Raw genomic sequence first — 26,045 nt, 5'->3', positions numbered from 1 at the left:
GGGAAACAGCCTCTTTTGTTTGCTCTTATTGGTAGACGATGGCTTTCTTCACGCGGTCGGAATCCTCAGCGCTGCCCAGCAGACGGGCCAGGGCCAGGGCAAAGGGGATCGCGGCGCCCAGCGCTTCGCCGGTGACGATATTGCCGTCGATGGTCAGCGGCAGGCCGGTGTACTCGGCACCGCCCTCGGTCAGCGCGCCGTACATGCCGGGGTAGACGGTGGCTTTCTTGCCGTTGAGCACACCGAAGCTGGCCAGCACGGTGGGACCGGCGCAGATGGCGGCCACGGTCTTGCCGGCAGCGGCGTAGTCCTGGCAGACCTTGCGCACGGTGGCGTCGGCTTTCAGGTTGTTCACGCCCGGGATGCCGCCCGGCAGGATGCAGGCGTCATAGGCGCTGTAGTCCACCTGTTCGGCCAGGGCATCGGCTACGATGTTCACATGATGGGAACTGGTCACGGTCTGGCTGCCGCCCACCGCGGCGATGGTCACCTCCACCCCGGCGCGGCGCAGCAGGTCCACGCAGAGCAGGCCTTCACATTCCTCCAGGCCCGGGGCAAAAAAGATCACAGCTTTTGACATAGGAAAATACCTCCTTCGGGTTCGGTTATCGCGGCCGGGTCATTCCCAGCCGAACAGAAAACGGAAGCAGCGGTCCAGCTGGCGGCGCCAGTCGGCTTCGCAGTGCCGTCCGTCCATCTGAAAATAGGGGTAGACCGCAGCACCCTTTTCGCTGAGGAGCCGGGCCACGGTCAGGGCGTTGTGGGTGTACTCGGCCAGCTGGTGCTGGTCGCGGGCTTCCCGTTCGCCCCAGCTCAGATAAAAGCGGGTGTCCTTGCGCAGCCTGGCCGCGCGCAGATCGGCGGTCAACGGCTCCATGCAGAGCCGTACCGACGGCGACAGACAGGCCCCCTTGCTGAAAACATCGTTGTAGCGGGTCGCGGCATACAGGCTCATGAGCCCGCCCATGCTGGAGCCGCCGATGGCGGTGTGGGCCCGGTCGGACAGGGTGGGATAGCGGGCGTCGATCCAGGGCTTGAATTCCCCCACCAGCCAGTCCATATAGGCCTTGCCGGTGCCGTGGATGCCGTCAAACCAGTCGGAATCGTAGGGGCAGTATTCCTCCAGCCGCCGGTTGCCCTCGTGGTTGCATTCAGGCGCCGCCACGATGGCTTCGGGATGGGCATCCAGATATTCCTTCAGTCCCCAGCAGGTGCCGTAGGTGGCGGTGGCATCAAAGAACAGGTTGTGTCCGTCAAACATATACACCACCGGGTACCGCTTGCCGGATGTCTGCCAGTCGTCCGGCAGATAGAGAAAGACCTTGCGGTCCAGCCCGTAGGGGGTGATCCGGGTGGTAAAGGTTTCGACCATGAGGGTCCGCGCTCCTTTTAACAGAATCAACAGGTTTGTTTTATTGTACCGCATCCGGCGCTTTTTTTCAATCGCCCGGGGATATTTCGCAGAAAATCCGGCAAAAAGAAAACAGCGCCGGCCCATAACGCGCCGGCGCCGGGAAAAAGGTAAAAATAAAACGGGACGGCCACTGCCCCGTCCCGTTTCAAAAAGAAGGAGAAAAACAGAACGTCTTGCCGCTCGTATATCGAACGGAACCCACCCCTCTACAAGTGGATGCCCTTCCAGGATGACCGGCAGGGCGCTCTGGTATTCTTCCTCTTGCCAGAAAGTCTTTCACAAAAAAGCGCTTTGGTACGGTGGACCTTACCAACCGTTCCAAAGCGTCATTGCTTTCTGTGCTTCTATACTACAACATTTCGACTTTCTTTGCAAGAGGAATGCATGTACAATGTGCTGCAAAAATGGACTGCACATTTGTGCAATTTATACAAGGCCGGCGTTTTCCTGCACCCGCTGGTTGATTTCCGGCAGCAGGTCCCGGTAGCTCTGGGCGTCACTGTCCCAGGTCTCGTAGCCGGGCTGACCGCGGTGATCCGTCAGGTCGTAGTGCGCCAGCAGATAGTCTCCCAGTGCCTCGGTGACTTTCTGGGCTCCCAGCCAGTTCAGGTGGGTGCCGCCGTCTGCCGAGTCGGTGGTCCAGTCGATGCCGGGGTTGCTGTCCGCCATGTTGAAATCCAGGTAGGGAACATCGTTTTCCTCGGCAAAGGCGGCGATGCCGTTGTGGCGGGCCAGGTTCCAGCCCACCGCTGCCGGCACCGTGACCAGCAGTACCTCGCTGTCGTGGTCGTCGCACAGCTGCAGGATGCGCTGCATATAGAATTTCACCAGGAAGGGGATGGACTCGCTGGCGCCGGTGTCGTACATGTAATCGGTGTTGGGGCGGGCGGCCACATCGGTGATGGGGCTGTAGCCTTTGTTGATGTCCCGCCAGCTGTAGTCCTTCTCGGTGAAAAGGTTGTCGGGGCGCAGATACTTCCAGTTGTCATGGAAGCGAAGCAGCGGCAGCAGCTCGTCGGCAATGTCGCCCAGGGCGCTCTGCATATAGCTCTCGCTGCTCTTTTTGGTGTAGGCGGGCGCTGTGCAGAGTACCACCACTTTGGGACTTTGCTCCTCGTAGATCTGCTGTAGCCGGTAGTAGATGTTGTACATGGAAAGCCAGCCCGCCGCGTAGGTGTAGCCGGTGATGCCATGCTCATCGTACCATTTCATGGGGGCGATGCCCTGGGCGGCGTTGGAATCCCCCAGGACCAGCACGTCGATGGTGTCGAAGTCCTCCCCCAGGATGCCGCCCGCCGTGTAGCCTTCCAGGTAGCGGTTGGACTGGGGCATCAGGTAATGGCCCACGGCCAGCACCAGCATCAGCAGCACCAGCAGAAAGGCGATGATGCGGAGGGCGTTTTTTTGCCAGGTTTGTAAAGACATACAGGATACTCCCGTTTTGTGATCGGTCCCGTCAGAACTGCGCGTAAATGAACGCAGCGGGATCGTAGTTGTCGCCGTAAGCGCCGAAGATCATGACCGCCAGCATGGCGCCGCAGTAGACGGCCCAGCGCAGCGGCAGGGGACGGCGGGCGATGGCCTCGCGGATGGCGATGCCCCGCTCGTGGGCCAGGTCCACGGCCAGCAGGATCGCCGCACCCACGACCAGCACCCACAGATCGGCCGCATCCAGCTTGATGAGCAGGCTGCCTGTATAGGGGCGGCGCAGGCTGGCCAGCATGTCGAGGGCCGCCCGGGTGCCGTTGGAGCGGAAGATCAGCATGCCGAAGTTCACGAGCACAAAGGTGCGCACCACCTGCCACAGTTTGTACCAGCGGCGGGTGCGCCACTGAGGCAGGGCGGGGCAAAGGCGCAGCAGCGCAGGCTCGCAGACCTCGCCCAGCCACTGGAGCGCAAAGTAGTACAGCCCGTATACAATGTAGAGCCAGCCGGCGCCGTGCCAGATGCCGATGGCCAGCCAGGTGAGCAGCAGGCCCGCCCAGACCGGCATGCTGCGGCCCAGCGCTGCGCCGAACCGGGTGCGGCACCATTTGCCGAAGCGCATCATGGGTTTGCTGACGATGACGGGCTGGAACAGGTATTCCCGCAGCCAGGCGCCCAGGGTGATGTGCCAGCGGCGCCAGAATTCGCTGACACTGCGGGCAAAGAAGGGCTGGCGGAAATTTTCCTCCAGCGGCACACCGAAACACTGGGCGGCACCCAGCACCATGTCCATGCAGCCGGAAAATTCCGCGTAGAGCTGCAGGGTGTAGAGCAGGGTGGCCACCAGGACGGCACTGCCGGAATATTTGGTCCAGTCGTCAAAGACCGCCTTGACGTACATGTTGGCCCGGTCGGCGATGATGAGTTTTTTCATCATGCCCCACAGGATCCGCTGGACGCCGAAGGTGAAGGTGCGGTAATCGGGCTTGGGCGGGTCCAGCAGAGCCGGGGAAATGCGGGCCCAGCGGTCAAAGGGACCCTCCACCACATGGGGCCAGAAGCTCAGGTAGAGCAGGACCTGCCAGTAGTGGGCGGCAGGCCGGGTGGTGCCGCGCCGCACGTCGAAGAGATAGCTCAGGGCCATCAGCGTGAAGAAACTGAGGCCCAAAGGCTGCACGAAACTTGGGGAAGTGACCTGCCAGCCCATGGGCAGACGGGCCAGCACCGCGTTGAGGGTGCGGACCAGGAAAGGCAGGTATTTCAACCAGACCAGCAGGCCCAGCAGCCCGATGACGCCCACCGCTACCATGCCTTTCTGGAGGGCGGCAAACTGCTGTTTGACCTCCTTGCGGGCGGGCTTGTCCAGCCCCGGCACGGTGGCCTCCTGCAAGACCTGCAGACGGCCCAGTCCCAGCCCCAGCACCCAGGTCAGGGCAGCGGCCAGCAGCAGCCAGACAGTGTAGGTCCCGGCGGTGAGCCAGTAGAAGATCAGGCTGCCGCCCAGCAGGGCTGCGGGCCGGTACCGCTGGGGCAGCAGCGCCCAGGCCAGCCAGCACAGCGGCAGGAAGATGCATAAGTAGGGAAAGGAATTGTAAGCCATAGACGAACTCCTAAGGGGTCAGCGGCTCAGTCGTCCAGCCGGTTGACCAGATCGAGGATCGCCTGCGGTGTGTGAAAGTTTTCCTCTTTCAGGTCCAGCGGGCTGATCTCCAGGTCGAATTCTTCGGCCAGGGCCATGACCACCGACATGATGTCCACCGAATCCAGTACGCCGGTGCGCACCAGTTCGGTGTCGGGGCCCGCTTCGATGCCGGGTTTCACTTCGGAAAGAATGTTCATGATCTCATCCATGGTATGCATGGTTCAGTCCTCCTTGCAAAGGGCGCGCAATGCGGCGCGGTCGATTTTTCCGTTCTGATTCTGGGGCATGGCCTGCAGGCGGCGGTACACCGTGGGCTGCATGTAGGCGGGCAGACGCTGGGCCAGCCGGGGACGCAGTGCCTCCTCCAGGCCCTTTTTGCCGGTGTAAAAGAGCACCAGCCGGTCCCGGGGAGCATCGTAGAGGCAGGCACAGCTCTGCAGCCCCTCCTGCCCGAAGGCTGCCGTCTCGATCTCCCCCAGCTCGATGCGGTAGCCCATGTGTTTGATCTGGTTGTCGGCCCGGCCCATGTACTGCAAAAGTCCCTGGTCGTCATACCGTACCAGGTCGCCGGTGCGGTAGATCGTTTCGGGGTAGTGGGGCTGCAGCGGGTTGGGGCAGAACCGCTCGGCGGTCTTGTCGGGCATGTTGTAGTATCCTGCCGCCAGAAAACTACCCCGTACGCAGAGTTCGCCCACCGCGCCGGGGGCGGCGGCCCGGCCGTCTTCGGTAAGGATCAGCAGGCCGCAGTTGTCGCAGGCACGGCCGATGGGCAGCGGCTCGTCGTCGGCGAAATCCCGGTCAACGATATAGTAGCTGCAGATGTCGGTGGTCTCGGTGGGGCCGAAGAGGTTCGCGAACAGCGCCCCGGGATAGTGGGCCCGCCAGTAGTTCAGGTAGGGGGTGGGCATGGTTTCCCCGGCAAACAGGATGGTGCGCAGCGGCGGCAGTGCCGTGTAGTCCAGCGCCTTCCACCGCACCACGCCGCCCAGGGCGGACGGCACCCAGTAGAGGGTGTTGACCTCGTGGGTGGTCAGGTAATCCAGCAGCTGCACCGGAAAACTGAACAGCCGCTTGGGGATCACCTGCAGCTGTGCGCCGGTGCGCAGAGCGGTGTACAGATCGGTCACCGACATGGAAAAGTAGAAAGGGGTCTGGTTGCCGAAGACCGTCGTCTCATCGATGCCGAAGGTCCCGGCGCTCCAGGCGCTGTAGGCCAGTACGGCCCGGTGCTGGATGGCCACCCCCTTGGGGGTACCGGTGGAACCGGAGGTGAAGAGGACGTAGGCCAGGTCGGTGTCGATGGCCTGCTCCCGCAGCGTCTGCAGCAGGAAGGTGTCCGGTGTCACCGCCAGTGCCTCCTCCAGCTCCACCACCGGGCAGACAAGACCCAGGGCGTCGGCGGCCGCCCGGTGGGCGGCATCGGTGACCAGCAAAGCGGGTTCCAGCTGGCCGGTGATCCGCCGCACCCGCTCAGGGGGCTGGGCGGTATCCAGGACGGTGTAAAAACCGCCGGCGGCCAGTGTGCCCAGCATGGCCAGCAGACAGGACACTTCGTGGTCCAGGTAGAGGGCCACCGGGCGGTGCTGTACGGCGTACTCCGCCAGGGCGGTGCCGAGGCGCTGCACGGCGGAGTCCACCTCCGCCCAGGTCAGAGTGCCGTGCTCGTCGCCAAAGGCCGGGCGGGCACCCCAGCGCCGGACCGTGCGGTCCAGCAGTTGCAGAATATGTTTCATGGAAAAATCCTTTTTATCATTAGAAAAAAGCAAAGCAGCCCGAAAACCGGTCCCGGGTTGTGAACAGTATACCATATTCTGTATTAAGAAAATGTAAAGAATTGAAGAAAAAGCGCGCAGGGAAGCCTTTTTCGCTTCCCTGCGCGCTTTTTTACACTGGAATTTTACAAAATCGGATTTACTGCTCTTCCACGGGAACGATCCAGCCCTTGGTGTCAGGCAGCTTGCCCCACTGGATGCCGGTCAGCGTGTCGTAGAGCTTCTGGGTCAGCTCGCCGATCTTGCCGCCGCTGATGTGGGCCACCTTGCCCTCCCAGTCCAGTTCCTTGACGGGGGAGACCACGGCGGCAGTGCCGGTGCCGAAGACCTCTTCCAGCTTGCCCTCGTCGGCAGCCTTCATGACGTCGGCGATGGCCAGCTTGCCTTCGATGACCTCATAGCCCCAGTCCTTCAGCAGCTCGATGATGGAGCGGCGGGTGACGCCGGGCAGGACGGTGCCGGTGCAGGCGGCGGTGTAGATCTTGCCGTCGATCTTGAACATGATGTTCATGGAGCCGACTTCCTCGACGTACTTCTTCTCCACGCCGTCCAGCCACAGAACCTGGCTGAAGCCGCGCTCCTCGGCCAGCTCGCCGGCCTTGATGGAAGCGGCGTAGTTGCCGCCGCACTTGGTGAAGCCGGTCAGGCCCGGGGCGGCACGGATGTACTCATCCTCGACGTAGATACGGACGGGATCTAGACCCTCGGCGTAGTAGGCACCGGAGGGCGAGCAGATAATGGCAAAGCGGTAGTGCTTTGCCGCATGGACGCCCAGGCCCACATCGGTGGCGATGCAGAAGGGGCGGATGTACAGCGAAGCGCCGTCGGAATGGGGCACCCAGTCACGATCCACATCCACAATGGCTTTCACAGCCTGGACGAAGTCCTCCGGTGGGATGGGGGGCATGCCCAGACGGTCGGCGGAATCGTTGTAGCGGTTGGCGTTGCAGTCGGGGCGGAACAGCTGGATCTTGCCCTCGGCGGTACGGTAGGCCTTCATGCCCTCAAAGATCTCCTGCGCATAGTGGAAGACCGTCGTGGCGGGGTCCATCTCCCACGGGCCGTAGGGGACGATGCGGGCGTCATGCCAGCCCTCGCCTTCGGTATAATCCATCAGGAACATATGATCGCTGAAGATCTTGCCGAAACCCAATTTGCTTTCGTCCTGCGGCTTCGCCTTGGGCGCAGTCGTTCTGGTGATTTTGATGTCCAACATGATTTACACTCTCCCTAGTTTATCACAATGCCGCCAGGCGGGCCGCCGCACAGCAACCCGGAAGCAGTTTACCCAATTATAGCGCTCTAAAGCGGTAAATACAAGCCCCAATTTCACCGGAACAAAAATCTCTTGCCGGGCCGGGGAAAATGCGGTACAATGGGCGTGCGAAAAACGGTTTTACGGGATGGAAAGGACGGCACCTGTATGGTCAAAGGCGTGATTTTTGATATGGACGGCCTGATGTTCGACACCGAACGTCTGTGGGATACCCTGTGGGAGCCCGCCTGCGAGGCGCTGGGGGTGTCCATGCCGGCGGATACCGAGAGCTTTTATGCCAGCGGGCGCGGTCTGGCGGGGCAGTATCTCATCGACCATGTGAAGGAGTACTTCCCCGGTGTGGACCCCCGCAGGATGCTGGACAAGGTCTGGCAGATCGGCAACGAGCGCTTTGCCCAGGGGGTGCCCTGCAAGCCGGGGCTCAAGGAGCTGCTGGAACTGCTGGAAAGCCGGGGCATGCCGCGGATCGTGGCCAGTTCCAGCCCGCGGAATATGATCGAGCAGAACCTGCAGACCACCGGCACGGCGCGGTATTTCCACGACATTGTCTGCGGTGCCGACGTGCAGCGCAGCAAACCGGCGCCGGATATCTTCCTGGAGGCAGCCCGCCGTCTGGGGCTGGACATCCATGACTGCCTGGTGCTGGAAGACAGCTTCAACGGGGTGCGTGCCGGCCATGCGGCGGGAGCGGTGACCGTGATGGTGCCCGATCTGGCCCAGCCCGACGCCGAGATCCGCCAGCTCTACACCTGCTGCTGCCACGACCTCTACGAGGTGCGGGACCTTATGCTCCAGGACAAACTGTAAAGATTTTCTGCCGGCCGCTTGTAACGCGGCCGGTTTTGCGTTATACTGTGATTTGGCAGCCTGCGGGCTGTACATTTGCGCTGTACTCCCGAAGTATAGGAGACGGCAGCAGGAGGAAAATTGAATATGAAAAAGCGTACCAACGTCCGTTGGCTCACCCAGCTTGCGCTGCTGGTGGCCATTCTCCTTGTGATGAACTATACGCCCCTGGGCTATCTCCAGGTCGGGCTGCTGTCGGCGTCGCTGCTGTCGGTACCGGTGGCCATCGGCGCCATGACCATGGGACCCCTGGCCGGGACCATTCTGGGCGCCGCGTTCGGCATCACCAGTTTCCTGCAGGCGATGGAAGGCAAAAGCCTTCTGAGCACCGCGATGTTCAGCGCCAGCCCGGCGGGAACCTTTGTGGTGTGTGTGGTATCCCGCGTCCTGATGGGACTGTGCGCGGCCCTGCTGTTCCGGGCGCTGTGCAAGCTGCTGCCCAAGTGGGAAAAATTCTGCTGCTTTGCGGGCGGGCTGCTGACGGCACTGCTGAACACCGTGTTCTTTATGGGAGCGCTGGTGCTGCTGTTTTACGACCTTCCCTACGTGCAGGACGCGGCCCAGAACATGGGCGCCACCAATGCCCTGATGTTCATCGTGATGTTCGTGGGTGTGCAGGCCGTCATTGAGTGGATCATCTGCTGCGTGGTGGCGGGCGCCGTCGCCCTGCCGGTGCGCAAATATCTCAAACTGAACTGATATCTTTCCGTGTTCCGGACCGCAAGGCCCGGAACTTTTTTTGTGGATTTCCGCAGCAGGGTATGATACCATACAAGAAAAAGGGAGGGACACCTTATGAAAAATAAAGCCGTCGTCACCGCCGACCAGATGAAGCGCATCGAGCAGGCGGCCAATGAAGCGGGCCTTTTGTACATCCAGATGATGGAAAACGCGGGCCGGGCCGCCTGGGCGGAACTGGCCGCCCGGTGTCCGGCGCCGGGGCGGCTGCTGGTGGTGGCCGGCAAGGGCAACAACGGCGGCGACGGGTTTGTCATCGCCCGGATGGCTGCCAAGGCGGGCTGGAAAGTCAGTGTCTGGCTGGCGGAAGGGGAACCCAAAACGCCGGACGCCTGTACCAACCGGGCATGGCTGGCGGAGCTGCCGGTCACGGTGTTGTCTGCCGGGGAACAGCCCGACGCCCGGGGGTGGCAGGCCGCGGTGGATGCCCTCTACGGCACGGGTTTCCACGGAGCGCTGCGCCCGGCGGGGCAGGCAGCCTGCGGATTGCTGAACCGGGCCAGGGCGTCGGGGGCTTTTGTGCTGGCGGTGGATCTGCCCAGTGGTCTTTGCGCCGATACCAGCGAAGCTGCCGAAGGCGCCGTGCAGGCCGACCTGACGGTCTGCTTTGACAGCCGCAAGCCTGTACACACCGAACCTCAGGGGGCGGCGTACTGCGGCGAGGTGCTGCTGGCAGACATCGGCATTCCCGAGGCTTGCCACCAGGTATAAAAAAGGCATTCCCAAACAAGGCTGTTTATGGTACACTGATGGGACATGTTCTACATTACACTGCAGAAAATGAGAGGAATTGTTTCATGGCCCTGTTCCAAGCCATTTATACCCTGCTCTGGGGCGATCTTGTCACCATCCCGCTGCCCGGCGGCAGTTCCCTGGGGCTTTCGCTGCTGGTGATGATCCTGGTCCCGGCGGGGCTCTATTTTACCCTGCGCACCCGGTTCCTGCCCTTCCGCCTTTTTCCCGAGATGGTCCGGGTCACCCTTTCCAACAACAAAAAGACCGAGCATGGGCTGTCCGGCGTGCAGGCGCTCATCGTCTCCACCGCCTGCCGGGTGGGTATGGGCAACCTGGTGGGCGTGGTGGCGGCCATCTCCGCCGGCGGTGCCGGCGCGGTGTTCTGGATGTGGATCATGGCCCTGCTGGGGTCCTCCACGGCGTTCATCGAGGCAACCCTGGCCCAGATCTATAAGGAAAAGGATCCCCTCTACGGCGGCTACCGCGGCGGCCCGGCCTACTATCTCCACGCGCTGTTCCACCCCCAAAAACATCGCCGTTCGGTTGTTGCATCGCTGTTTGCCCTGTCGGGCCTTATCTGCTGGTGCGGCATCAGCCAGGTCACCAGCAATTCCATCTCCGCTTCCTTTGAAAATGCCTTTCATATCCCGCCGCTCTACTCCACTATCGCCCTGGTGCTGGTAGCAGCGGTGATCGTGCTGCGCAAAAATGCCACCGTCCGGGTGCTGGACATTATGGTCCCCGTCATGGCGGCCTGCTACTTTTTTATTACGGTCTTCATCATTGTGAAAAACGCGCCGCTGCTGCCCGGTGTCTTCGGGCGTATCTTTGCCGAGGCCTTCGGTCTGCGGCAGGTGGCGGGCGGCGGCATCGGCGCCGTCATCATGAACGGCACCAAGCGCGGTCTTTTTTCCAACGAGGCCGGTTCCGGTTCGGCCCCCTGCGCGGCGGCAGCCTCCCACATCGACCATCCGGCCAAGGCGGGGCTCTTGCAGGCGCTGGGCGTATTTATCGATACACTGGTCCTCTGCAGCTGCTCGGCCATGATCATGCTGCTGACTCCCGCGGAACTCACCAATGGGCTGCAGGGAATGGACCTGCTGCAGACCGCCATGCACTATCACCTGGGAGAATTCGGTGTGGTCTTCATTGCGGTGATCCTTTGGCTGTTCAGCCTGTCCACCTTTCTGGGTATTCTCTTCTACGCCCGCTCCAACGTGGCCTACCTCTTCGGCGACCGCTGGGGCGCCCAGCTGGCCTACAAGATTCTGGCACTGGTCATGCTGTTTGTGGGCGGTCTGGCGGCCTACCAGTTTGTGTGGGACCTGGGGGACGTGGGCGTGGGCCTGATGACGGTCTTCAATATGATCGCCCTCTTCCCGCTGGCGCCCAAGGCGCTGGCCAGCCTGCGGGACTATGAGGAAAACTGTATGCCCCCGAAATCCTGACGGTTTGGTTCCACTTGCAAAGAAAGGAATGAACCCATGACCAAAATCCTGTTTGTTTGTCACGGCAACATCTGCCGCAGCCCTATGGCCGAGTTCGTGATGAAAGATCTGGTGGAGAAGGCGGGCCTGACCGCTGCATTCGAGATTGCGTCTGCCGCCACCAGCACCGAGGAGATCGGCAATCCGGTCTATCCGCCGGCGCGGCGCAAACTGGCCGAGCACGGCATCTCCTGCGCCGGCAAGACCGCCCGCCAGATGACCCGGGCGGATTACACCCACTATGACCTGCTCATCGGGATGGATCACGCCAATCTGCGCAACATGACCAGAATCTGCGGCGGTGATCCGGCGGGGAAGATTCATGCCCTGCTGGACTACACCGCCCGCCCCGGCGAGGTGGCTGACCCCTGGTACACCGGCGATTTTGAGGCAACCTGGCGGGACGTGTACGAAGGCTGCACGGCGCTGCTGCGCAGTCTTCTGTAAATTGTAAGAAGGAGGGTACCGTGATGAGAAAACTGCCTCTGGCAATCCCTGCTTTTCTGCTGGCGGCGCTGACCGCCTGCGGATCGTTGTCCGTCCCCGAGGCAACACCGCTGCCCACGGAGACCCCGGCGGCAACGGCGGCCTCCACGCCGACGCCCACCGCGGCGCCTACCCCCACACCGGACCCCAGCGCCCAGCTGGACTACGAGATGCTGACGCTGCCTGCCACGCCCCAGCCGCCCCATGTGTATGACGGCCAGTTTATGCCCAATAACGCCGCCGGCCACGATAACGGCCTTGCCTTTGTGGAGGCGTTGTACACGAACGATACCGAAAAGATGCAAAGCGTTCTGTCCGATTCTTTGCTGGACAGCGGCCTGCCGCTGCCCGACCTGACCGGGCTGGTCATCACCGATGTGTCTGTGGGCGGCGGCCTGTATGAGGCTCCGTATGCAATGCTGACCATCGCGGAGCCCGGTGCTACCGGGCTGCCCGTGGGCGATCACGAGTTCCGGTTCTCCTTTGACGAGGAAGACAAAATCAACGGATTTTCTGCGATGGACGGCGACCTGGAAGATGATGCAGCGAAGGGCATGGGGCTGGAACCCGGTGCCTGGATGCAGCTGGGGAGTCTGGATGTGACGGATACCCGCAAGGACAATGTGTATCTGACTTCCGCCACCCGGGTGGTAGGGCGCAAACAGGACGCCCTGGGCTTTGCGGTAGGGGAGGTGCGGGCCTTTGCCGTCACCGAGCGCCGCACCTACGACGGGGACAACAATCTGGCGGAATACGCCATGACCTCCTGCGAGGAACTGCCGGGAGACTGGCCGGTGCCGCGGAACCGGTACGAACGGTACATGCAGCCCCCGGAGGGCAACTGCCTGAGCGAGGAGCAGCTCCAGTCGGTGAGTGACCAGCTGAACGATTTCTTTGCCCGGCTGCTTGACGGCACCTATATCGGGGAATGGCAGGATGACCCTGTCTGGGCGGCACTGTCGGTCTGGGATGCGGCCCGCCCGGTGCCGGTGGCGGTGACGCCGGAAGTGCTGCGCAGCGATGTGCTGCAATATCCCAACCCTGACATTGCGCCCGAGACCCGGGTCTGGGTGCCCCTGCCCGATGACTGTTGGGCGGTATGTCCTCTTACGGAGGATGGTTCGCCGAACCTGTTTCTGGGCTTCAGCTTTGCCCTGGCGGAACCCGTCACCGATTGAAGAAAACGCTTGAAATCCAGAGTAACCGTGCGGCTTTTTGCCGTACGGTTGCTTTTTTGTGGAAAATTGTGATACACTGATCTGTAAAACAATTTCTCAATCCAAAAGGAGCAAAACCCATGCAAACCACCTTTGCGATAAAAGGCAATCTTGTCCATACCCCCCAGTGCGGAAAACTGGAGCTGCATCCCCAGGCGTATCTGGTTTGTGAAAACGGCACCGTCGCGGGCATTTTTGAAACGCTGCCCGAAGGGTATCAGAGCATCCCGGTGGAGGATTACGGCGACAAGCTGATCCTGCCGGGCCTGGTAGATCTGCACGTGCACGCGGGGCAGTATGCCTACCGTGGGCTTGGCATGGACATGGAACTGCTGGACTGGCTGGAGCAAAACGCTTTCCCGGAGGAAAGCCGTTTTGCCGAGGAAGCCTATGCAGAAGCGGCCTACCGCATCTTTGTGGATGGGCTGCTGCACACGACCACCACCCGGGCCAGCATTTTTGCCACGCTGCACCGTCCGGCGACGCTGAAGCTCATGGAGATGCTGGACAAGGCCGGACTGCCCTGCTATGTGGGCAAGGTCAATATGGACCGCAACAGCCCCGACTACCTGCGGGAAACCACCGGGGAGTCCCTGGCGGAGACCCGCCGCTGGCTGGAGAAGAGCGGGGAGTTCACCTGTGTCCGGCCGATCCTGACGCCGCGGTTCACCCCCAGCTGCACCGACGCGCTGATGAACGGTCTGGGACAGCTGCACCGGGAATTCGGCACGCCCATGCAGTCCCATCTGTCGGAAAATCTCTCCGAGATCGCCTGGGTGCAGGAACTCTGCCCCGGTACCCGGTTCTACGCCGAATCCTACGCCCGGGCGGGCCTGTTCGGCGGGGACTGCCCCACGATCATGGCCCACTGCGTCTGGAGTGGGGAGGAGGAGCGCGCCCTGATGAAGGAAAAGGGTGTCTTCATCGCCCATTGCCCCCAGTCCAACATGAATGTTTCCTCCGGCATCGCCCCCATCAAGCAGTATCTGCGGGAAGGGCAGAAGGTAGGCCTGGGCAGCGACGTGGCCGGCGGCGCGCATCTGTCGATTTTCCGGGCCATGACAGACGCTATCCAGTGTTCCAAGCTGCGTTGGCGGCTGGTGGATCAGGAAACCCCCGCCCTGACGATGCCCGAGGCCCTCTATATGGCCACCAAGGGCGGCGGTGCCTTCTTCGGCAAGGTGGGCAGTTTTGAGCCAGGCTACAAATTCGACGCCGTAGTCCTGGACGACAGCAATTTGCCCACCACCCGTTCCTGCACCCTGGCCGAGCGGGTGGAGCGGACCGTCTACCTGTCGGACGGTCGCCCCTGCGCCAAGTACGCCGCGGGCCGCAAACTGTTCTGATTGTTCTTGGCAGGATAGAAAAAGCCCCCGGGCCGCAGCGGTCCGGGGGCATTGCTGTATTCCCAAAAGAGTCAGTCGACCACCACCAGATAGGAGAAGGCGCGGCGGTAGACCTCGGCGGCCTGCATCAGCTTGATGAGAGAGATCCGCTCGTTGGGCTGGTGCTCGGTGGTGGGGCTGTGGGGCATGTTGGCGCCGAAGGCCACGCAGTTGTCGAAGGCCCGGGCAAAGGTGGCACCGGCGGAGATATAGGGCTCGGTCTTGGCGTCGCCGGTCACCTCCCGGTACGCCTGGAGCAGCTTCGTCACCAGAGGTCCGTCCTGGGCCACGTGGATGGGCCGCAGCCAGTCGAACTCCTCCACCGTCAGGTGGTAGGCGTCGGCCTTGCTGCGGACAATGGCCATCAGGTCCTCCTTCTCCATGGTCACCGGCAGGCGGAGATCCAGTCCCAGCACAGCGCCCTGTTCGTCCAGGGTGAACTGGCCCAGATTGACGGTCACCGGCCCGGAAAAGTCCGACAGATCCTCGTCGGTAAAGCCCTCAAACCGGAACTTGCCGTCCAGCACATCGCAGGCAAAGGCGATGGCGTCGTGCTCGTACCCGGCCTTGCGCAGCGCCCGCAGCAGGTTCAGGTTGGCGCTGACCCCTTTCCAGGGATTCTTGGCGTGGGCGGTCAGACCCTCGGCGCAGACCTGGTCGTCGGTGAAATGGAAGGGCAGCTCCAGTTCCCGCAGCGCCCGCTCCACGGCGGCGTCCCGCGGGCATTCGGCGTGGGAAGATACGGCGTTCATGCTGTCGCCGCCGGAGCAGGCCAGGGCAAAGGGCTTCGGGGAGCGCAGCTTCAGCTGCAGAAGACCTTTTTCGGCGTAGGTCAGCGGGAAGGTGGAATCCGGCACAAAACCGCTGGCCGGCCGCTCCTCCCGGTCACAGTAGGCATGGATGGAATCCCACATCGTCTCCTCGTCGATGCCGAAGATGAACCGCACCCGCTTGTTCAGTGCGTGTCCCTCATCCAGCAGGGATTTCAGGGCATAGACGGCGGCCACCGTAGGCCCCTTGTCGTCCTGGGTGCCCCGGCCGCAGAGCCAGTCCCCCTGCACCATGGGCCGGAAGGGGTCATGGTCCCAGCCGTCCTCCCGGCGGGCCTGCACCACATCCAGATGGCACAGCACACCGAACAGTTCGCCCTCACCGGTCTCGGCATAGCCGTACATGCCGTCGGGGGCCTTGAAGGTGCGGAAGCCCAGGTCTTTCATCATCGAGAGGGTCACGTCCAGACAATGGTCCACGGCGGGACCAAAGGGATATTCGGTGCTTTCCGAAAAGACCGAGGGGATCTCCACCAGCCGGCTGATGGCGGCGATCATTTCGGCCCGGTAATTGTTCATCATCATGACAGGTCTCCTGTGGTTCAAACTTGTACGAAAAGGTACAGACAATATAATTATACCGGCTTGTGCGGATATTTGCAAATAATTTGGGATTTTGCATTGCATTTTCTTGCATTTTACGCTACTATAGGGGAGCGCTTGGCGCGGTGTACCGTACAAGAGATGTATACCGCGCCGAATTTTATGCAGGAAGTGAGATAGGAATCGTGGAGAAACAGAAGAAAAAGACCATCCAGATGCCGCATACCTATGTGATCATCTTTGCGGTGGTGGTCCTGTGCGCGGTGCTGACCTACCTGATCCCGGTGGGCAGCTTCCAGACGCAGGAGATCAGCTACATGATGGGCGATACCGAAAAGACCCGCACCGTCATTGTGGCGGACAGCTTTACCTATGCGGTGGATGAGGCTGGCAACCGGGTGCGCAGCGGTGTGCCTCTCTTCGGCACCGAGGATTTCGGCGGCCAGGGCATGCTCAACTATGTGTTCGAGGGCCTGACCTCCGGCGATAAGAACGGCAGTGCTGTGGGCATTGTGGCGTTCATTCTGGTCATCGGCGGTGCCTTCGGCATCGTTATGCGCACCGGCGCGGTGGATGCGGGCATCCACGCCATGATCCGCAAGACCAAAGGCCGGGAGATCATCCTGATCCCCGTGCTGTTCACGCTCTTCTCCCTGGGCGGTGCGGTCTTCGGCATGGGGGAGGAGGCTATCCCCTTTGCCATGGTCATCGTACCGCTGACCATCGCCATGGGCTACGACGCCGTGGTGGCGGTCTGCGTCACCTATGTGGCGACCCAGATCGGCTTCGGCACCAGCTGGATGAACCCCTTCGGCCTGGCCATTGCCCAGGGCATTGCCGGGGTGCCGGTGCTGTCCGGTGCCGGATTCCGCATCGTCATGTGGGCCGTCTTCACCCTGGCGGGGGTCCTCTTCACCATGGCTTACGCCCGCAAGATCAAGAAGAATCCCCAGTCCTCGGTGGCCTATGAGAGCGACGCCTACTACCGCAACCAGATGGCCCAGAGCGATGCCGCCGCGGCGCCTTTCACCCTGGGCCAGGGCCTGGTGCTGGTGAGCATCCTGGTCACCATCGTCTGGACCGTCTGGGGCGTTGTGGTGGAGGGTTACTACATCCCCGAGATCGCCTCCCAGTTCTTTGTGATGGGTCTGGTGGCCGGTATCATCGGCTGCATCTTCCATCTCAACGGCATGCGGCCGTCCGATATGGCCTCCTCCTTCCAGAGCGGCGCCGCCGACCTGGTGGGGGCTGCTCTGGTGGTGGGCATGGCCCAGGGCATCGTCATCGTGCTGGGCGGTACCGATCCCACCACCCCCAGCGTCATGAACACCATCCTCTACACCCTGGGCAACCTGCTCAGTGGTGTGCCCGGCGTGCTGGCGGCCTGGCTCATGTATGTCTTCCAGAGCCTGTTCAACTTCGTGGTGGTCTCCGGCTCCGGGCAGGCGGCCCTCACCATGCCCATCATGGCGCCTCTGGCCGACCTGGCCGGCATCACCCGCCAGGTGGCCGTGCTGGCCTACCAGCTGGGCGACGGCCTGACCAACCTCATCGTGCCCACCTCCGGCTGCCTGCTGGGCGTGCTGGGCGTGGCCCGTCTGGAATGGGGCAAGTGGGCCAAATTCCAGATCAAGATGCAGGGCATGCTCTTTGTGCTGTCCACCATCTTCGTGGTGGTGGCGGTCATGATCGGCTTCGCCTGATCGCGCTTTCCCCTGCAGTCTGAAACCGAAAAGCGGCGTGTGCCTTCCACCGGGAAGGCGCACGCCGCTTTTTTTGCCCTTTGACCAGAAAAATCAAAAGAATGCAAAAAATCATGAAATTTTAAATAGACGATGCTTCGATGAATCCAAAAAAATAAAAGCTGTCAAAAAATTATTTTATAACAAATTTCGAAAAAGGCTTGATTTCCTAGTTCTTTTATAGTAGAATGGCCGCTGCATACAAGCAACCCGGCGCAAAACCGATACAGCGTTTTTTGCCTTCTGGCAGGAAACGCAGCGGTGCGGCGCCCGCAGAAAGGAAAGGACGGAATCAAGTGAAAAGAGCCATCGCCACCTTGCTGAGCAGCTGCATGCTGCTGAGCATCCTGGCCCAGGGCCCGGCCGCCCTGGCGGAGGAACTGGCCGCGGAAGCGGCCGTGCAGACGGTGGGCAGTGCCACGCAGGAAAGCGCGGCAGCCGAGCCGGAACTGCCCGCCGGGGAAGAACCGGCACAGGAGCCGGCAGCGGAACTGCTGGCCGAGATTGTGCAGGAAGACGAATCGGAAGAAACCGGGGCGGAGGAAGCCCCGCAGAATACAGCGGAAGTTTCGGTCACGCTGCTGGCGGGTCTGCCGCTGCAGGGGAACGCCGACTTCACGGTACGCCTCAGCGGCCCTGCGGAGCGGTCGCAGCAGATCATCCTGCCTGCCGCCGGCGGCAGCGAGCCTGCCCGGCAGGAGGTCCGTTTCAAGGGCCTACCCCGGGGCAGCTACACCCTGACGGTAGAGGGCAGCGGCTTTGCGGCCTATACCCAGACCCTGGAAGTGGGGGAGCTGCTGTACAGTGTGCAGCTCTACACCGGTTTCCTGGCCGGCTACACCTACACGGCGGACAGTCTGCATCCCGGCGCCCTGCGCATCGGTGATGTGGATGGGGACGGGCAGCTCACCGGGCAGGACACCGACGTCCTGATCGAAGCCATCGAGGCCGGGCAGGCCGGCAGCGCCGACCTGGACCGCAGCGGTGCGGCGGACCTGGTGGACCTGCAGATGCTGGCGGCCTCCCTGGAGGAGACCCGGGACACGGCCGCCTCGGTACTGGTGCGGGTGCCCGAGAGCCTGATGACGCTGGAGAAGGAGGAATCCACCCAGGTGGTCAGCGGCAGTCTGGAAGACCTGCTGACCGGCGGCAGCACGGTGGAACTGAAGCCTGCTTCGGACGGCGCCATCTCGGAGGAAAACCCCGTCACGGTTAGCTTTGACTTTGAGAAGGCGGCCAAGGCCGCCGTACCCATGGCCGGTCTGGTGCTCCAGACCCCGCCCGCGGCGGAGAGCGCCGTCAGCGGCGCCACCGTGATGGTGGAGTACGAGGAAAACGGGGAGACCAAGACCATGCCCATCACGGTGGGCGGTTCTGTGCTGGCCCGTTTCCTGGGCGCGGCCACCGTACAGCCCGACGGTTCCATTGCGGTGGACTTCGGCGGCCAGATCGCCGTCAAGAAGGTCACCATCAAGATCACGGCGGTTTCGGGCGGCGGCAGCCTGGCCGAAATCTCCCAGGTGGAATTCCTCAACGATATGGAATCCCGCATCCCCGCGCCCACCATGGACATTCCCACCGGTCTGACCGCGGCACCGGAAAGCCAGGCCTTCACGCTGGCCTGGGATCCGGCGGTGAACGTCACCGGCTACGAGGTGGAGATCACCCTGGGTGACAAGACCGAGACAGTCCGTACCGCGGCCAACACCCTGGCGGTGACCTCTTTCGGCGGAAAAAAGGTGCAGAACGGTCAGACCTACACCGTGCGGGTGCAGTCGGTGAACGGCGAGTGGCGCAGCGGCTACAGCGAGGCCATCACCGTGGTGCCCAAGGCGGACAAACTGCCCGCAGCCCCCGACGCCCTGCGCCTGACCGGCCGGTTCCAGCGCATCGAAGCCTCCTGGAAAGACATGAAGGACACCGACACCTACAATGTCTACTACCGCAAGAAGGGGGATGCCGACTTCACCAAGGTGACCGGCATCGCCCAGAACAGCTACACCATCCAGAATCTGGAAAACAATACCCGCTACGAGGTTTATGTCACCGGCGTCAACGAACTGGGCGAAGGCCCCGCGTCGCTGACCTCCACGGCTTCCACGGCCAACGTCAGCCCGGTGAAGCTGCCGGCCTACAAACTCATCAACACGGCCGGCGCGGCGGGAGAGGTCACGGCGCACATTGCGTCGGTGACCCACGAGGCCGGCTACATGAAGGACAGCCCGCTGGATTCCGGCAAGACCGCCTGGGGCGTGGTGGACAACGATTTCACCTCCTGGTACGGTCTGGACGACTGGGATGACGGCGCGGCCTATGCCGACAACGGCGGTGTGCGGGTGACCTTTGACGCCCGCTACCACATCGGCAGCCTGTCGCTGTCTCCCTCCGAGGACCGGGGCACCTACGGCAACGTCCGTCTGTACGCCCGCGGGGAGGACGGCCGGGAGTACCAGGTTTCCGGCGTGACCATCGCCAAGCACAGCGACGGCAGCCAGAACTACTACACCATCAAGATCCCCGGCGGCGTCACCACCGATTATCTGCGTGTCTGCGTGGGATACATCTATAACAACCGGCCGGTCTCCATCTCGGAGATGCGGTTCTATGCCTACGACAGCCTGGAGGCCGACATCCTGGCCCTCTATGACGACGACCTGCACGTGACGCTGCGCAGCGGCGTGGACGAGAAGACCATCGAGGCGCTCCAGACCCGTCTGGACACCCCCGACGAGGCCAGCGGTGAGCTGCATCCCGAGCGGGAGGCCCTGCAGCGGGAGCTGGACAACGCCCGCAGTCTGCTGACCACCACCCTCAGCGACGTGGTGGAGGTGCATACCACCATCACGGCCAAGAAGGACGGCCACCTGGGCTTCACCGGGCTCAACGCCTGGCAGCCCCTGGGCGTCACCGCCAAGGCCGGTGAGGAGATCATCGTCTACGTGGGCAGCAGCAATGTGGCCACCGGTGCCAACGCCTGGCTGCAGCTGGTGGCGACCCAGTACAATTCCGAATCGGGAGAAGTGGTCTCCCAGCCCATTCAGCTGAAGGTGGGCCGCAACGAGATCATGGTCCCCGAGCTGGTCACCTTTGATGCCGAACATGGCGGCGCCCTCTATGTGCAGTTCACCGGCGACAACGCCAACGACCGCTACTCGGTGCGGGTCAGCGGCGGGGCAACCATCCCCGTGCTGGACCTCTACGGCATCGACGACCCGGGCCAGCGCAAGGAGCGCGTCACCGCCTATGTGGCGGCCCTGGAAGCGGCGAACGACACCCTGAACAGCCGTCACGACGAGCTGCACGGCGAACACGGTACCTGTGAGCCCCAGACTTGCATCCTCAACACCACCGACATCATGCTGGATCAGATGATGTACTCGGTGCCCGTCAGCCAGCTGCTGGCGGGGCTGGGCAGCGGTTCCACGGCAGACAAGGCCGCCCGCCTGCTCAGTTCGCTGGACGCCATGGACCAGATGATGACGCTGTTCTACCAGCACAAGGGCCTGACCGACCTGGCCGGGGCGGGGGACAAGAACCGTCTGCCCTCCCAGCATCTGAACATCCGGTATATGCGGATGTTTGCCGGCGCCTTCATGTATGCGGCCGGCAACCACATCGGCATCGGCTGGGATTCGGTGCCCGGTCTGGGCGGCGGCGAGCCCATCACCCTGAACGAGGACGGCAGCTACCGCAGCGGCGACCTCTTCGGCTGGGGCATCGCCCACGAGATCGGCCACAACATCAACCAGGGCAGCTATGCCGTGGTGGAAGTCACCAACAATTATTTCTCCCAGATCTCCCAGGCCCATGAGGGCGTCCGCTTCGGCTACGACGCCATCTACAGCAAGGTCACCAGCGGCACCACCGGCCATTCCAGCGATGTCTTTACCCAGCTGGGGCTGTACTGGCAGCTGCACCTGGCCTACGACAAGGGCTACGAGTACGAGATCTACGACAACTACGAGGAGCTGTTTGCCAGCCGTTTCTATGCCCGGGTGGATACCTATGCCCGCAATACGGCTCAGGCCCCGGCCCCCGGCGGCATCAAGCTGACGCTGGGCGGGGATGCCGACCAGAACTTCATGCGGCTGGCCTCTGCGGCGGCCCAGAAGGACCTGACGGACTTCTTTGTCCGCTGGGGCATGACGCCGGATGCCGCCACGGCTGCCTACCTGGCCCAGTTTGAGCCGGAGACCCGTGCGCTGTATTACGGCAACGATGCCTCCCGCAACTACCGCTTCACCCACAGCGAGAGCACCAGCTTTGCAGACAAGGCGGTGCTCACCGGCAAAACCGCCGCCGTGGTGGATGAGCGCACCCCCAACCAGGTGAACCTGACGCTGGCCACCGATGCCGGCGACCTGCTGCTGGGCTACGAGATCGCCCGCATCACCTACGAGAACGGCCAGCCCCGCACCGAGGTGGTGGGCTTCACCACCGGCAGCAGCTACGCCGACACCGTCACCACCGTGAACAACCGCACCATCACCTACCAGATCACGGCGGTGGACCAGTTCCTGAACCGTTCCCAGCCGCTGACGCTGCCCGCCGTCAAGATCAGTCATGACGGCAGCTACGACAAGAGTCAGTGGACGGTGACCACCAACATGACTTCAGCAGCCGATACCACCCCCGACGCCGGGGAGCACGACCCCTGTGAACCGGAGCCGGTCTCGGCCATCACCAAGGTCATCGACAACAAGAAAAACACCACCTACACCGGCCAGGCCAACGGCGAGGCCGTCATCACGCTGAACTTCGGCAAGACCCTGGCGGTCACCGGCCTGAAGTACACCGTCACCGAGGGCACGCCCATCCGGGACTATGAGATCCAGATCGCGGCGGCCGGCGGCAGCTGGCAGACCCTGGCCACCGGCACCTTTGCCGGCGGCGAGGTCAGCACCGTCTACTTCCGCAACGAGAACAACGACCCCTGGGTCTGCACCTATGACGCGGCGCAGCTGCGGCTGGTGGTCAAGGCGCCCGCCGGCGAGATTTCCGTAAGCGAGCTGGACGTGCTGGGCCCCACCGGCGACAATGTGGAGCTGCTGACCACCGGCATCGGCACCCTGTCGGCCCCCTATGTCTATGAGGAGAGCACCGGCCAGGCCATCCCCGAGGGTTCGCTGGTCTTCACCGGCAGCTACAAGGGCAACCCCGCCTACAACGTGGTGCTGCTCTACGACCAGGACGGCAACGTGGTGGGCGGCGTGGATGCCGAGGGCAGCATCGTGGCTCACCAGATCATTCTGGCGCCCGACCCGAAGGAGGGCCAGCTGGGCGAAGTCAGCGAAGGCTACTGGGTCTACTGGATCGAACCCCAGGACCTGGAAGGCATGGCCATGCCCGAGACGGTGCGGGTGGAACTCTACCGCGTGGACAACGCCACGACCAACGAGGGCCAGCGCCTGACCAGCGATACGCTGGCGGTGACGATGCCCGACCCGCTGCCGCCCCTCACCATGGGCAGCCAGGCGGACTGAGCACAAACAAGGAGACGATCATGAAAAAAATTCTGGCCACCCTGCTGCTGGGCCTGGCTCTGACCGTGGCGGCACTTCCCGCTGCGGCGGAGACTTCCGACGGTGCGGTGACAATGACCGCCACCGCCCAGGGCGCTTCGGTGCGGCTGGAGCTTCCTGCCGAGAGCGTGCAGGGCGTCAAGGCCATGCGCCTGAGCTTTGCGGTGGAGAGCACCGATCCCGTACAGGCGGAGTTTGCCTTTGACAGCGCGCTGCCCGGCAGCGTGCAGCAGTACCGCTACGACGCCGCCACCGGCCGCATGAATGTCTATGTGGCCGGCGGGCAGGAACTCTTCCCCGACGGCACGGCCTCTCTGGGCAGCATCCGGGTGGAGGCCCCCGCAGGCAGCACCGCCACGGTGCGCCTGGTGGAGGATTCCCTGGAACTGGTCAACGGGGCTTTCGGCAGGACCGCCGCCCCGGCGGTGGCCCCCGCCTCGGTGGAAGTGACGCTGGGCAGCGGGGAGCAGACCCCGGCTCCGGAAGCAACCCAGAACCCCTCCGGCAGTTCCGGCAGCGAAAGCACCTCTGCCCAGACGGTACAGAGCACCCCCACCCCCACGCCTGCCGTGACGACCACACCGGTATCCACGGCGGCGCCTGCGGTGTCCGGGCAGTCCTCTGCTCCTTCGAATACCACCGGCAGCCGGAAACCCACCGGCAGTGCGAACCAGGCGGCGGCTGAGGCAACCCCCAACCCCACCGAGGCCCCGCAGTCCACTGTCACGCCGGCTCCTTCCGAAGCACCTTCGGCCACACCGGCCCCTGCCACCCCCGAACAGGCAGAAACGACCGCCGCCCCGGCGACAAACCTGCCGCTGGCGGTGGCCATCGCGGTGGCCTGCCTGGCCGTCGCCGTCCTCATCGGCATTGCGGTGCTCCGCTTCCGCAGCCGCTGATCCTCTGACGCCGTTCCCCACGGCGGTACTACAAAGCACGCCGCCCTCCCGCTGCAAGCCGGGAGGGCGGCGTATTTTTGGTTACCAGGTTTACAGCAGACCGGCCAGGCCGTAGTCCGCCGCGCAGCGGCGGATGCCGTCGGCGGTGGAGTCAAAGGCCAGCCCGCCGGCGCGGGCTTTGGTGGTGTCCATGAGCAGGCTGCGGGGCCAGTCGGCGGCTTCCAGGGGTGGGTCGATCCCCAGCACCTGGCAGAACTGCCGGGCGGTGGTGACCATATCGGTATTGTTTTCACTGCCGAAATTGTACACGCCCCCGGGCAGTTCCAGGGCGGGCAGCAGTGCCTCCACGGCCTGGCGGGCGTAGGTCACGCCGCGATAATCCCGGCGGGAAAACCGCAGCACTTCCCCGGTGCGGGCGGCCCGCAGCAGGTTCAGCGGCAGATTCCCCCGGATGGGCAGCCCATAGCCCGGCAGGTCGTAAAGCCAGGTGGCCCGCAGCAGCACGGCACCGGGCAGGATGTCCAGCACCCGCTGTTCGGCCTCCCGCTTGTGGCGGCCGTAGACGTTGGCGGGGGAGAGGGGCGTATTTTCCGTAAAAGGACCGTGTTCCTGCAATCCGGCATAGACCTGGTCGGAACTGAACGCCACGAGCTTGGCCCCGGCGGCACGGGCCGCTTCCGCCAGCCAGAAGGGCACCTCCACGTTGGCCCGGTAAGATTCCTCCGGGTGTGCCTCACAGTAGCCGGTGTCCGAGAGGGCCGCCGTGTGCAGGATGGCGTCGGGATGCAGGCGTGCCACCGCCTCGCGGAGCTCCTCCTGCCCGGCCCGGGCCATCAGGCCGTGGGGAAGGGTCAGCAGTTCCAGCCGTCCGGCCAGCTGCTGTAAAATCCGGGCACCCAGGAATCCCCCGGCGCCGGTCAACAAAACACGCATCATCCCATGACTCCTGTTCTGCCCCTGCCCGGGGCATGATTTTTCTCCATTATACAAGGAAAGAAACCGCCCCTGCAAGCCCGGCCGTCCGGCGCGGAAAAGGAAGTTGTAAAAAGTACGGCATACTGTTGACGAAAGATATACTGTGTGGTACGATGTATACAAAGGAGGCAGGGCAGATGAACCTGGATGACTGGAAATCCCAAATCAAGCGCGGAACCCTGGAGTTCTGTATTTTGCTGATGATCCGGCGGCAGCCTTCCTACGGATATGAGATCATCAGTACACTGGAAAAATACCCGTTGCTCGCTGCCAAAGAGAACACGATCTATCCGCTGCTGCGGCGGCTGCTCAAGGAAGGCTGGATCTCCTCAGCCTGGCAGGAGAGCACCGAGGGACTGCCCCCGCGGAAATATTATTCCCTGACCGCGGCGGGGCAGGAATATCTGGAAGCGATGTCGAAGGAATGGAGCGACCTGCTGGCCGCCGTTCAGGAAATCAAAGGAGTGTAATGGTATGGATGCCCGACTGAATGCTTATCTGGAACAGATCGAAAAGAATCTCAAGCCGCTGCCGGTTTCGGAGCGGGTGGATATCGTGCAGGAAATCAAAAGCGAAATGCAGGAACTGTCCGGTGTCGGGCAGACGCCGGAACAGATCCTGCAGCGGCTGGGCGCACCCCGGGAACTGGCCCGGGCCTATCTGGGAGATCTGATCGTCCGGGATACCCGTTTCAGCTGGGGGCGTGTCCTGGCGATTTTCGCCTACTACAGTCTGGCGGGGCTGTCCGGTCTGCTTATCCTGCCCACGCTGGGCATCTGTGCACCGGTCTTTCTGCTCTGCGGGCTGGCGGTGCCGCTGCTGGGGGCGGTCAAACTGGTGGACGAGGTGCTGCGCCTTCACCTTCCCTATGTGCAGTATATCACCGTGGCCGGGGTCGATAATCCGGCGCTGGCCTTCCTGCTCTGTTTGATTACAGGGGCGGTGCTTTGTGCCCTGGGGTACGGGTGCTGGAAATTGCTGCTGGGGTACATCCGGTCGGTGAACCGGATCGGGCGCAAACTTTCGGCGTGAAGGCGGACGGACGGTTGCCTCCTGTGCTATAATGGAAAGAAAGGGCAGGGAGCGCATCTTCCTGCCGCAGGATACAGGA

21 protein-coding genes are annotated in these 26,045 nt (G+C 62.9%); 12 read left to right on the top strand and 9 right to left on the bottom strand.

Translation table 11 applies throughout. From position 1 onward, the window contains the following. Window positions 1-25: 25 nt before the first annotated feature. From NQ490_RS04440 to NQ490_RS04410, 7 genes are all read right to left on the bottom strand, one after another. Window positions 26-580 (bottom strand): DJ-1 family glyoxalase III, encoded by a 555-nt coding sequence (locus NQ490_RS04440; RefSeq protein WP_007047659.1) that lies wholly within the window; start codon window positions 578-580, stop codon window positions 26-28. A gap of 39 nt (window positions 581-619) precedes the next feature. Continuing rightward, window positions 620-1,372, bottom strand: coding sequence for an alpha/beta hydrolase (locus NQ490_RS04435; RefSeq protein WP_040917832.1), 753 nt, complete (start codon window positions 1,370-1,372; stop codon window positions 620-622). 468 nt (window positions 1,373-1,840) lie between these two features. Next, on the bottom strand, window positions 1,841-2,839 hold the full coding sequence (locus NQ490_RS04430) for an SGNH/GDSL hydrolase family protein (protein ID WP_007047656.1): 999 nt from the start codon (window positions 2,837-2,839) through the stop codon (window positions 1,841-1,843). Window positions 2,840-2,870: 31 nt separating this feature from the next. Next, a complete protein-coding gene (locus NQ490_RS04425; protein ID WP_007047655.1) occupies window positions 2,871-4,439 on the bottom strand; it encodes an MBOAT family O-acyltransferase in 1,569 nt (522 codons plus the stop codon). A gap of 26 nt (window positions 4,440-4,465) precedes the next feature. Next, window positions 4,466-4,699 (bottom strand): acyl carrier protein, encoded by a 234-nt coding sequence (locus NQ490_RS04420; protein WP_007047654.1) that lies wholly within the window; start codon window positions 4,697-4,699, stop codon window positions 4,466-4,468. A 3-nt stretch (window positions 4,700-4,702) separates the two neighbouring features. Then, a complete protein-coding gene (locus NQ490_RS04415) occupies window positions 4,703-6,214 on the bottom strand; it encodes an amino acid adenylation domain-containing protein (RefSeq protein ID WP_007047653.1) in 1,512 nt (503 codons plus the stop codon). Window positions 6,215-6,392: 178 nt separating this feature from the next. Further along, entirely contained in the window at window positions 6,393-7,469 is a 1,077-nt protein-coding gene (locus tag NQ490_RS04410) for a branched-chain amino acid aminotransferase (RefSeq protein WP_007047652.1), read from the bottom strand. 207 nt (window positions 7,470-7,676) lie between these two features. Between NQ490_RS04410 and NQ490_RS04405 the strand changes: the two genes are divergently transcribed. From NQ490_RS04405 to NQ490_RS04375, 7 genes are all read left to right on the top strand, one after another. Next, complete coding sequence (locus tag NQ490_RS04405) at window positions 7,677-8,336, top strand: HAD family hydrolase (RefSeq protein ID WP_040917831.1); 660 nt, start codon at window positions 7,677-7,679, stop codon at window positions 8,334-8,336. Between the two features lie 126 nt (window positions 8,337-8,462). Continuing rightward, window positions 8,463-9,074 carry an ECF transporter S component gene (locus tag NQ490_RS04400; RefSeq protein WP_007047650.1) on the top strand — a complete coding sequence of 204 codons (612 nt, stop codon included), beginning with the start codon at window positions 8,463-8,465 and terminating at the stop codon, window positions 9,072-9,074. Between the two features lie 96 nt (window positions 9,075-9,170). Continuing rightward, window positions 9,171-9,824 (top strand): NAD(P)H-hydrate epimerase, encoded by a 654-nt coding sequence (locus NQ490_RS04395; protein WP_007047649.1) that lies wholly within the window; start codon window positions 9,171-9,173, stop codon window positions 9,822-9,824. Window positions 9,825-9,910: 86 nt separating this feature from the next. Further along, window positions 9,911-11,296: an alanine/glycine:cation symporter family protein gene (locus NQ490_RS04390; protein ID WP_007047648.1), complete on the top strand. Its 1,386-nt coding sequence runs from the start codon at window positions 9,911-9,913 to the stop codon at window positions 11,294-11,296. Between the two features lie 36 nt (window positions 11,297-11,332). Then, window positions 11,333-11,782, top strand: a complete 450-nt coding sequence (locus tag NQ490_RS04385) for a low molecular weight protein-tyrosine-phosphatase (RefSeq protein WP_007047647.1) — start codon at window positions 11,333-11,335, stop codon at window positions 11,780-11,782. 23 nt (window positions 11,783-11,805) lie between these two features. Continuing rightward, window positions 11,806-12,999, top strand: coding sequence for an acyl-CoA synthetase family protein (locus tag NQ490_RS04380; protein ID WP_007047646.1), 1,194 nt, complete (start codon window positions 11,806-11,808; stop codon window positions 12,997-12,999). Between the two features lie 119 nt (window positions 13,000-13,118). Next, entirely contained in the window at window positions 13,119-14,384 is a 1,266-nt protein-coding gene (locus NQ490_RS04375) for an amidohydrolase family protein (RefSeq protein ID WP_007047644.1), read from the top strand. Between the two features lie 71 nt (window positions 14,385-14,455). On the opposite strand, the gene NQ490_RS04370 is transcribed toward NQ490_RS04375, so the two are convergent. Then, a complete protein-coding gene (locus NQ490_RS04370; protein ID WP_007047643.1) occupies window positions 14,456-15,778 on the bottom strand; it encodes a Sapep family Mn(2+)-dependent dipeptidase in 1,323 nt (440 codons plus the stop codon). Window positions 15,779-15,981: 203 nt separating this feature from the next. On the opposite strand from NQ490_RS04370, the gene yfcC reads away from it, so the two are divergent. The 3 genes from yfcC (at window position 15,982) to NQ490_RS04355 (ending at window position 23,959) form a co-directional block, all read left to right on the top strand. Further along, entirely contained in the window at window positions 15,982-17,499 is a 1,518-nt protein-coding gene (gene yfcC, locus NQ490_RS04365) for a putative basic amino acid antiporter YfcC (RefSeq protein ID WP_007047641.1), read from the top strand. A gap of 335 nt (window positions 17,500-17,834) precedes the next feature. Next, window positions 17,835-23,021, top strand: a complete 5,187-nt coding sequence (locus NQ490_RS04360) for a fibronectin type III domain-containing protein (protein WP_040917830.1) — start codon at window positions 17,835-17,837, stop codon at window positions 23,019-23,021. A 20-nt stretch (window positions 23,022-23,041) separates the two neighbouring features. Further along, window positions 23,042-23,959, top strand: a complete 918-nt coding sequence (locus NQ490_RS04355) for a hypothetical protein (RefSeq protein WP_007047638.1) — start codon at window positions 23,042-23,044, stop codon at window positions 23,957-23,959. A gap of 90 nt (window positions 23,960-24,049) precedes the next feature. On the opposite strand, the gene NQ490_RS04350 is transcribed toward NQ490_RS04355, so the two are convergent. Next, window positions 24,050-24,895 (bottom strand): SDR family oxidoreductase, encoded by an 846-nt coding sequence (locus NQ490_RS04350; protein WP_007047637.1) that lies wholly within the window; start codon window positions 24,893-24,895, stop codon window positions 24,050-24,052. Between the two features lie 176 nt (window positions 24,896-25,071). On the opposite strand from NQ490_RS04350, the gene NQ490_RS04345 reads away from it, so the two are divergent. Both NQ490_RS04345 and NQ490_RS04340 read left to right on the top strand, forming a co-directional pair. Further along, on the top strand, window positions 25,072-25,404 hold the full coding sequence (locus tag NQ490_RS04345) for a PadR family transcriptional regulator (protein WP_040917829.1): 333 nt from the start codon (window positions 25,072-25,074) through the stop codon (window positions 25,402-25,404). A 4-nt stretch (window positions 25,405-25,408) separates the two neighbouring features. Continuing rightward, window positions 25,409-25,966, top strand: a complete 558-nt coding sequence (locus tag NQ490_RS04340; protein ID WP_007047635.1) for an HAAS signaling domain-containing protein — start codon at window positions 25,409-25,411, stop codon at window positions 25,964-25,966. The last annotated feature ends 79 nt before the right edge of the window (window positions 25,967-26,045 follow it).

Origin of the sequence: Subdoligranulum variabile, from assembly GCF_025152575.1 — a bacterium.
In the GTDB taxonomy this organism is placed as follows: Bacteria; Bacillota; Clostridia; order Oscillospirales; family Ruminococcaceae; genus Gemmiger; species Gemmiger variabilis.
The sequence above is the reverse complement of the archived record's forward strand: the minus strand, read 5'-3'. Positions and strand labels throughout refer to the sequence as shown.

What these genes read in the sequence shown, in the direction of transcription:
- NQ490_RS04355 (WP_007047638.1), top strand. Translation starts at nt 23,042, where the DNA reads ATGAAAAAAATTCTGGCCACCCTGCTGCTGGGCCTGGCTCTGACCGTG.
- NQ490_RS04350 (WP_007047637.1), bottom strand. Translation starts at nt 24,895, where the DNA reads ATGATGCGTGTTTTGTTGACCGGCGCCGGGGGATTCCTGGGTGCCCGG.
- NQ490_RS04385 (WP_007047647.1), top strand. Translation starts at nt 11,333, where the DNA reads ATGACCAAAATCCTGTTTGTTTGTCACGGCAACATCTGCCGCAGCCCT.
- NQ490_RS04375 (WP_007047644.1), top strand. Translation starts at nt 13,119, where the DNA reads ATGCAAACCACCTTTGCGATAAAAGGCAATCTTGTCCATACCCCCCAG.
- NQ490_RS04405 (WP_040917831.1), top strand. Translation starts at nt 7,677, where the DNA reads ATGGTCAAAGGCGTGATTTTTGATATGGACGGCCTGATGTTCGACACC.
- NQ490_RS04415 (WP_007047653.1), bottom strand. Translation starts at nt 6,214, where the DNA reads ATGAAACATATTCTGCAACTGCTGGACCGCACGGTCCGGCGCTGGGGT.
- NQ490_RS04400 (WP_007047650.1), top strand. Translation starts at nt 8,463, where the DNA reads ATGAAAAAGCGTACCAACGTCCGTTGGCTCACCCAGCTTGCGCTGCTG.
- NQ490_RS04380 (WP_007047646.1), top strand. Translation starts at nt 11,806, where the DNA reads ATGAGAAAACTGCCTCTGGCAATCCCTGCTTTTCTGCTGGCGGCGCTG.
- NQ490_RS04410 (WP_007047652.1), bottom strand. Translation starts at nt 7,469, where the DNA reads ATGTTGGACATCAAAATCACCAGAACGACTGCGCCCAAGGCGAAGCCG.
- NQ490_RS04395 (WP_007047649.1), top strand. Translation starts at nt 9,171, where the DNA reads ATGAAAAATAAAGCCGTCGTCACCGCCGACCAGATGAAGCGCATCGAG.
- NQ490_RS04430 (WP_007047656.1), bottom strand. Translation starts at nt 2,839, where the DNA reads ATGTCTTTACAAACCTGGCAAAAAAACGCCCTCCGCATCATCGCCTTT.
- NQ490_RS04390 (WP_007047648.1), top strand. Translation starts at nt 9,911, where the DNA reads ATGGCCCTGTTCCAAGCCATTTATACCCTGCTCTGGGGCGATCTTGTC.
- NQ490_RS04425 (WP_007047655.1), bottom strand. Translation starts at nt 4,439, where the DNA reads ATGGCTTACAATTCCTTTCCCTACTTATGCATCTTCCTGCCGCTGTGC.
- NQ490_RS04440 (WP_007047659.1), bottom strand. Translation starts at nt 580, where the DNA reads ATGTCAAAAGCTGTGATCTTTTTTGCCCCGGGCCTGGAGGAATGTGAA.
- NQ490_RS04340 (WP_007047635.1), top strand. Translation starts at nt 25,409, where the DNA reads ATGGATGCCCGACTGAATGCTTATCTGGAACAGATCGAAAAGAATCTC.
- NQ490_RS04370 (WP_007047643.1), bottom strand. Translation starts at nt 15,778, where the DNA reads ATGATGATGAACAATTACCGGGCCGAAATGATCGCCGCCATCAGCCGG.
- NQ490_RS04420 (WP_007047654.1), bottom strand. Translation starts at nt 4,699, where the DNA reads ATGCATACCATGGATGAGATCATGAACATTCTTTCCGAAGTGAAACCC.
- NQ490_RS04345 (WP_040917829.1), top strand. Translation starts at nt 25,072, where the DNA reads ATGAACCTGGATGACTGGAAATCCCAAATCAAGCGCGGAACCCTGGAG.
- NQ490_RS04435 (WP_040917832.1), bottom strand. Translation starts at nt 1,372, where the DNA reads ATGGTCGAAACCTTTACCACCCGGATCACCCCCTACGGGCTGGACCGC.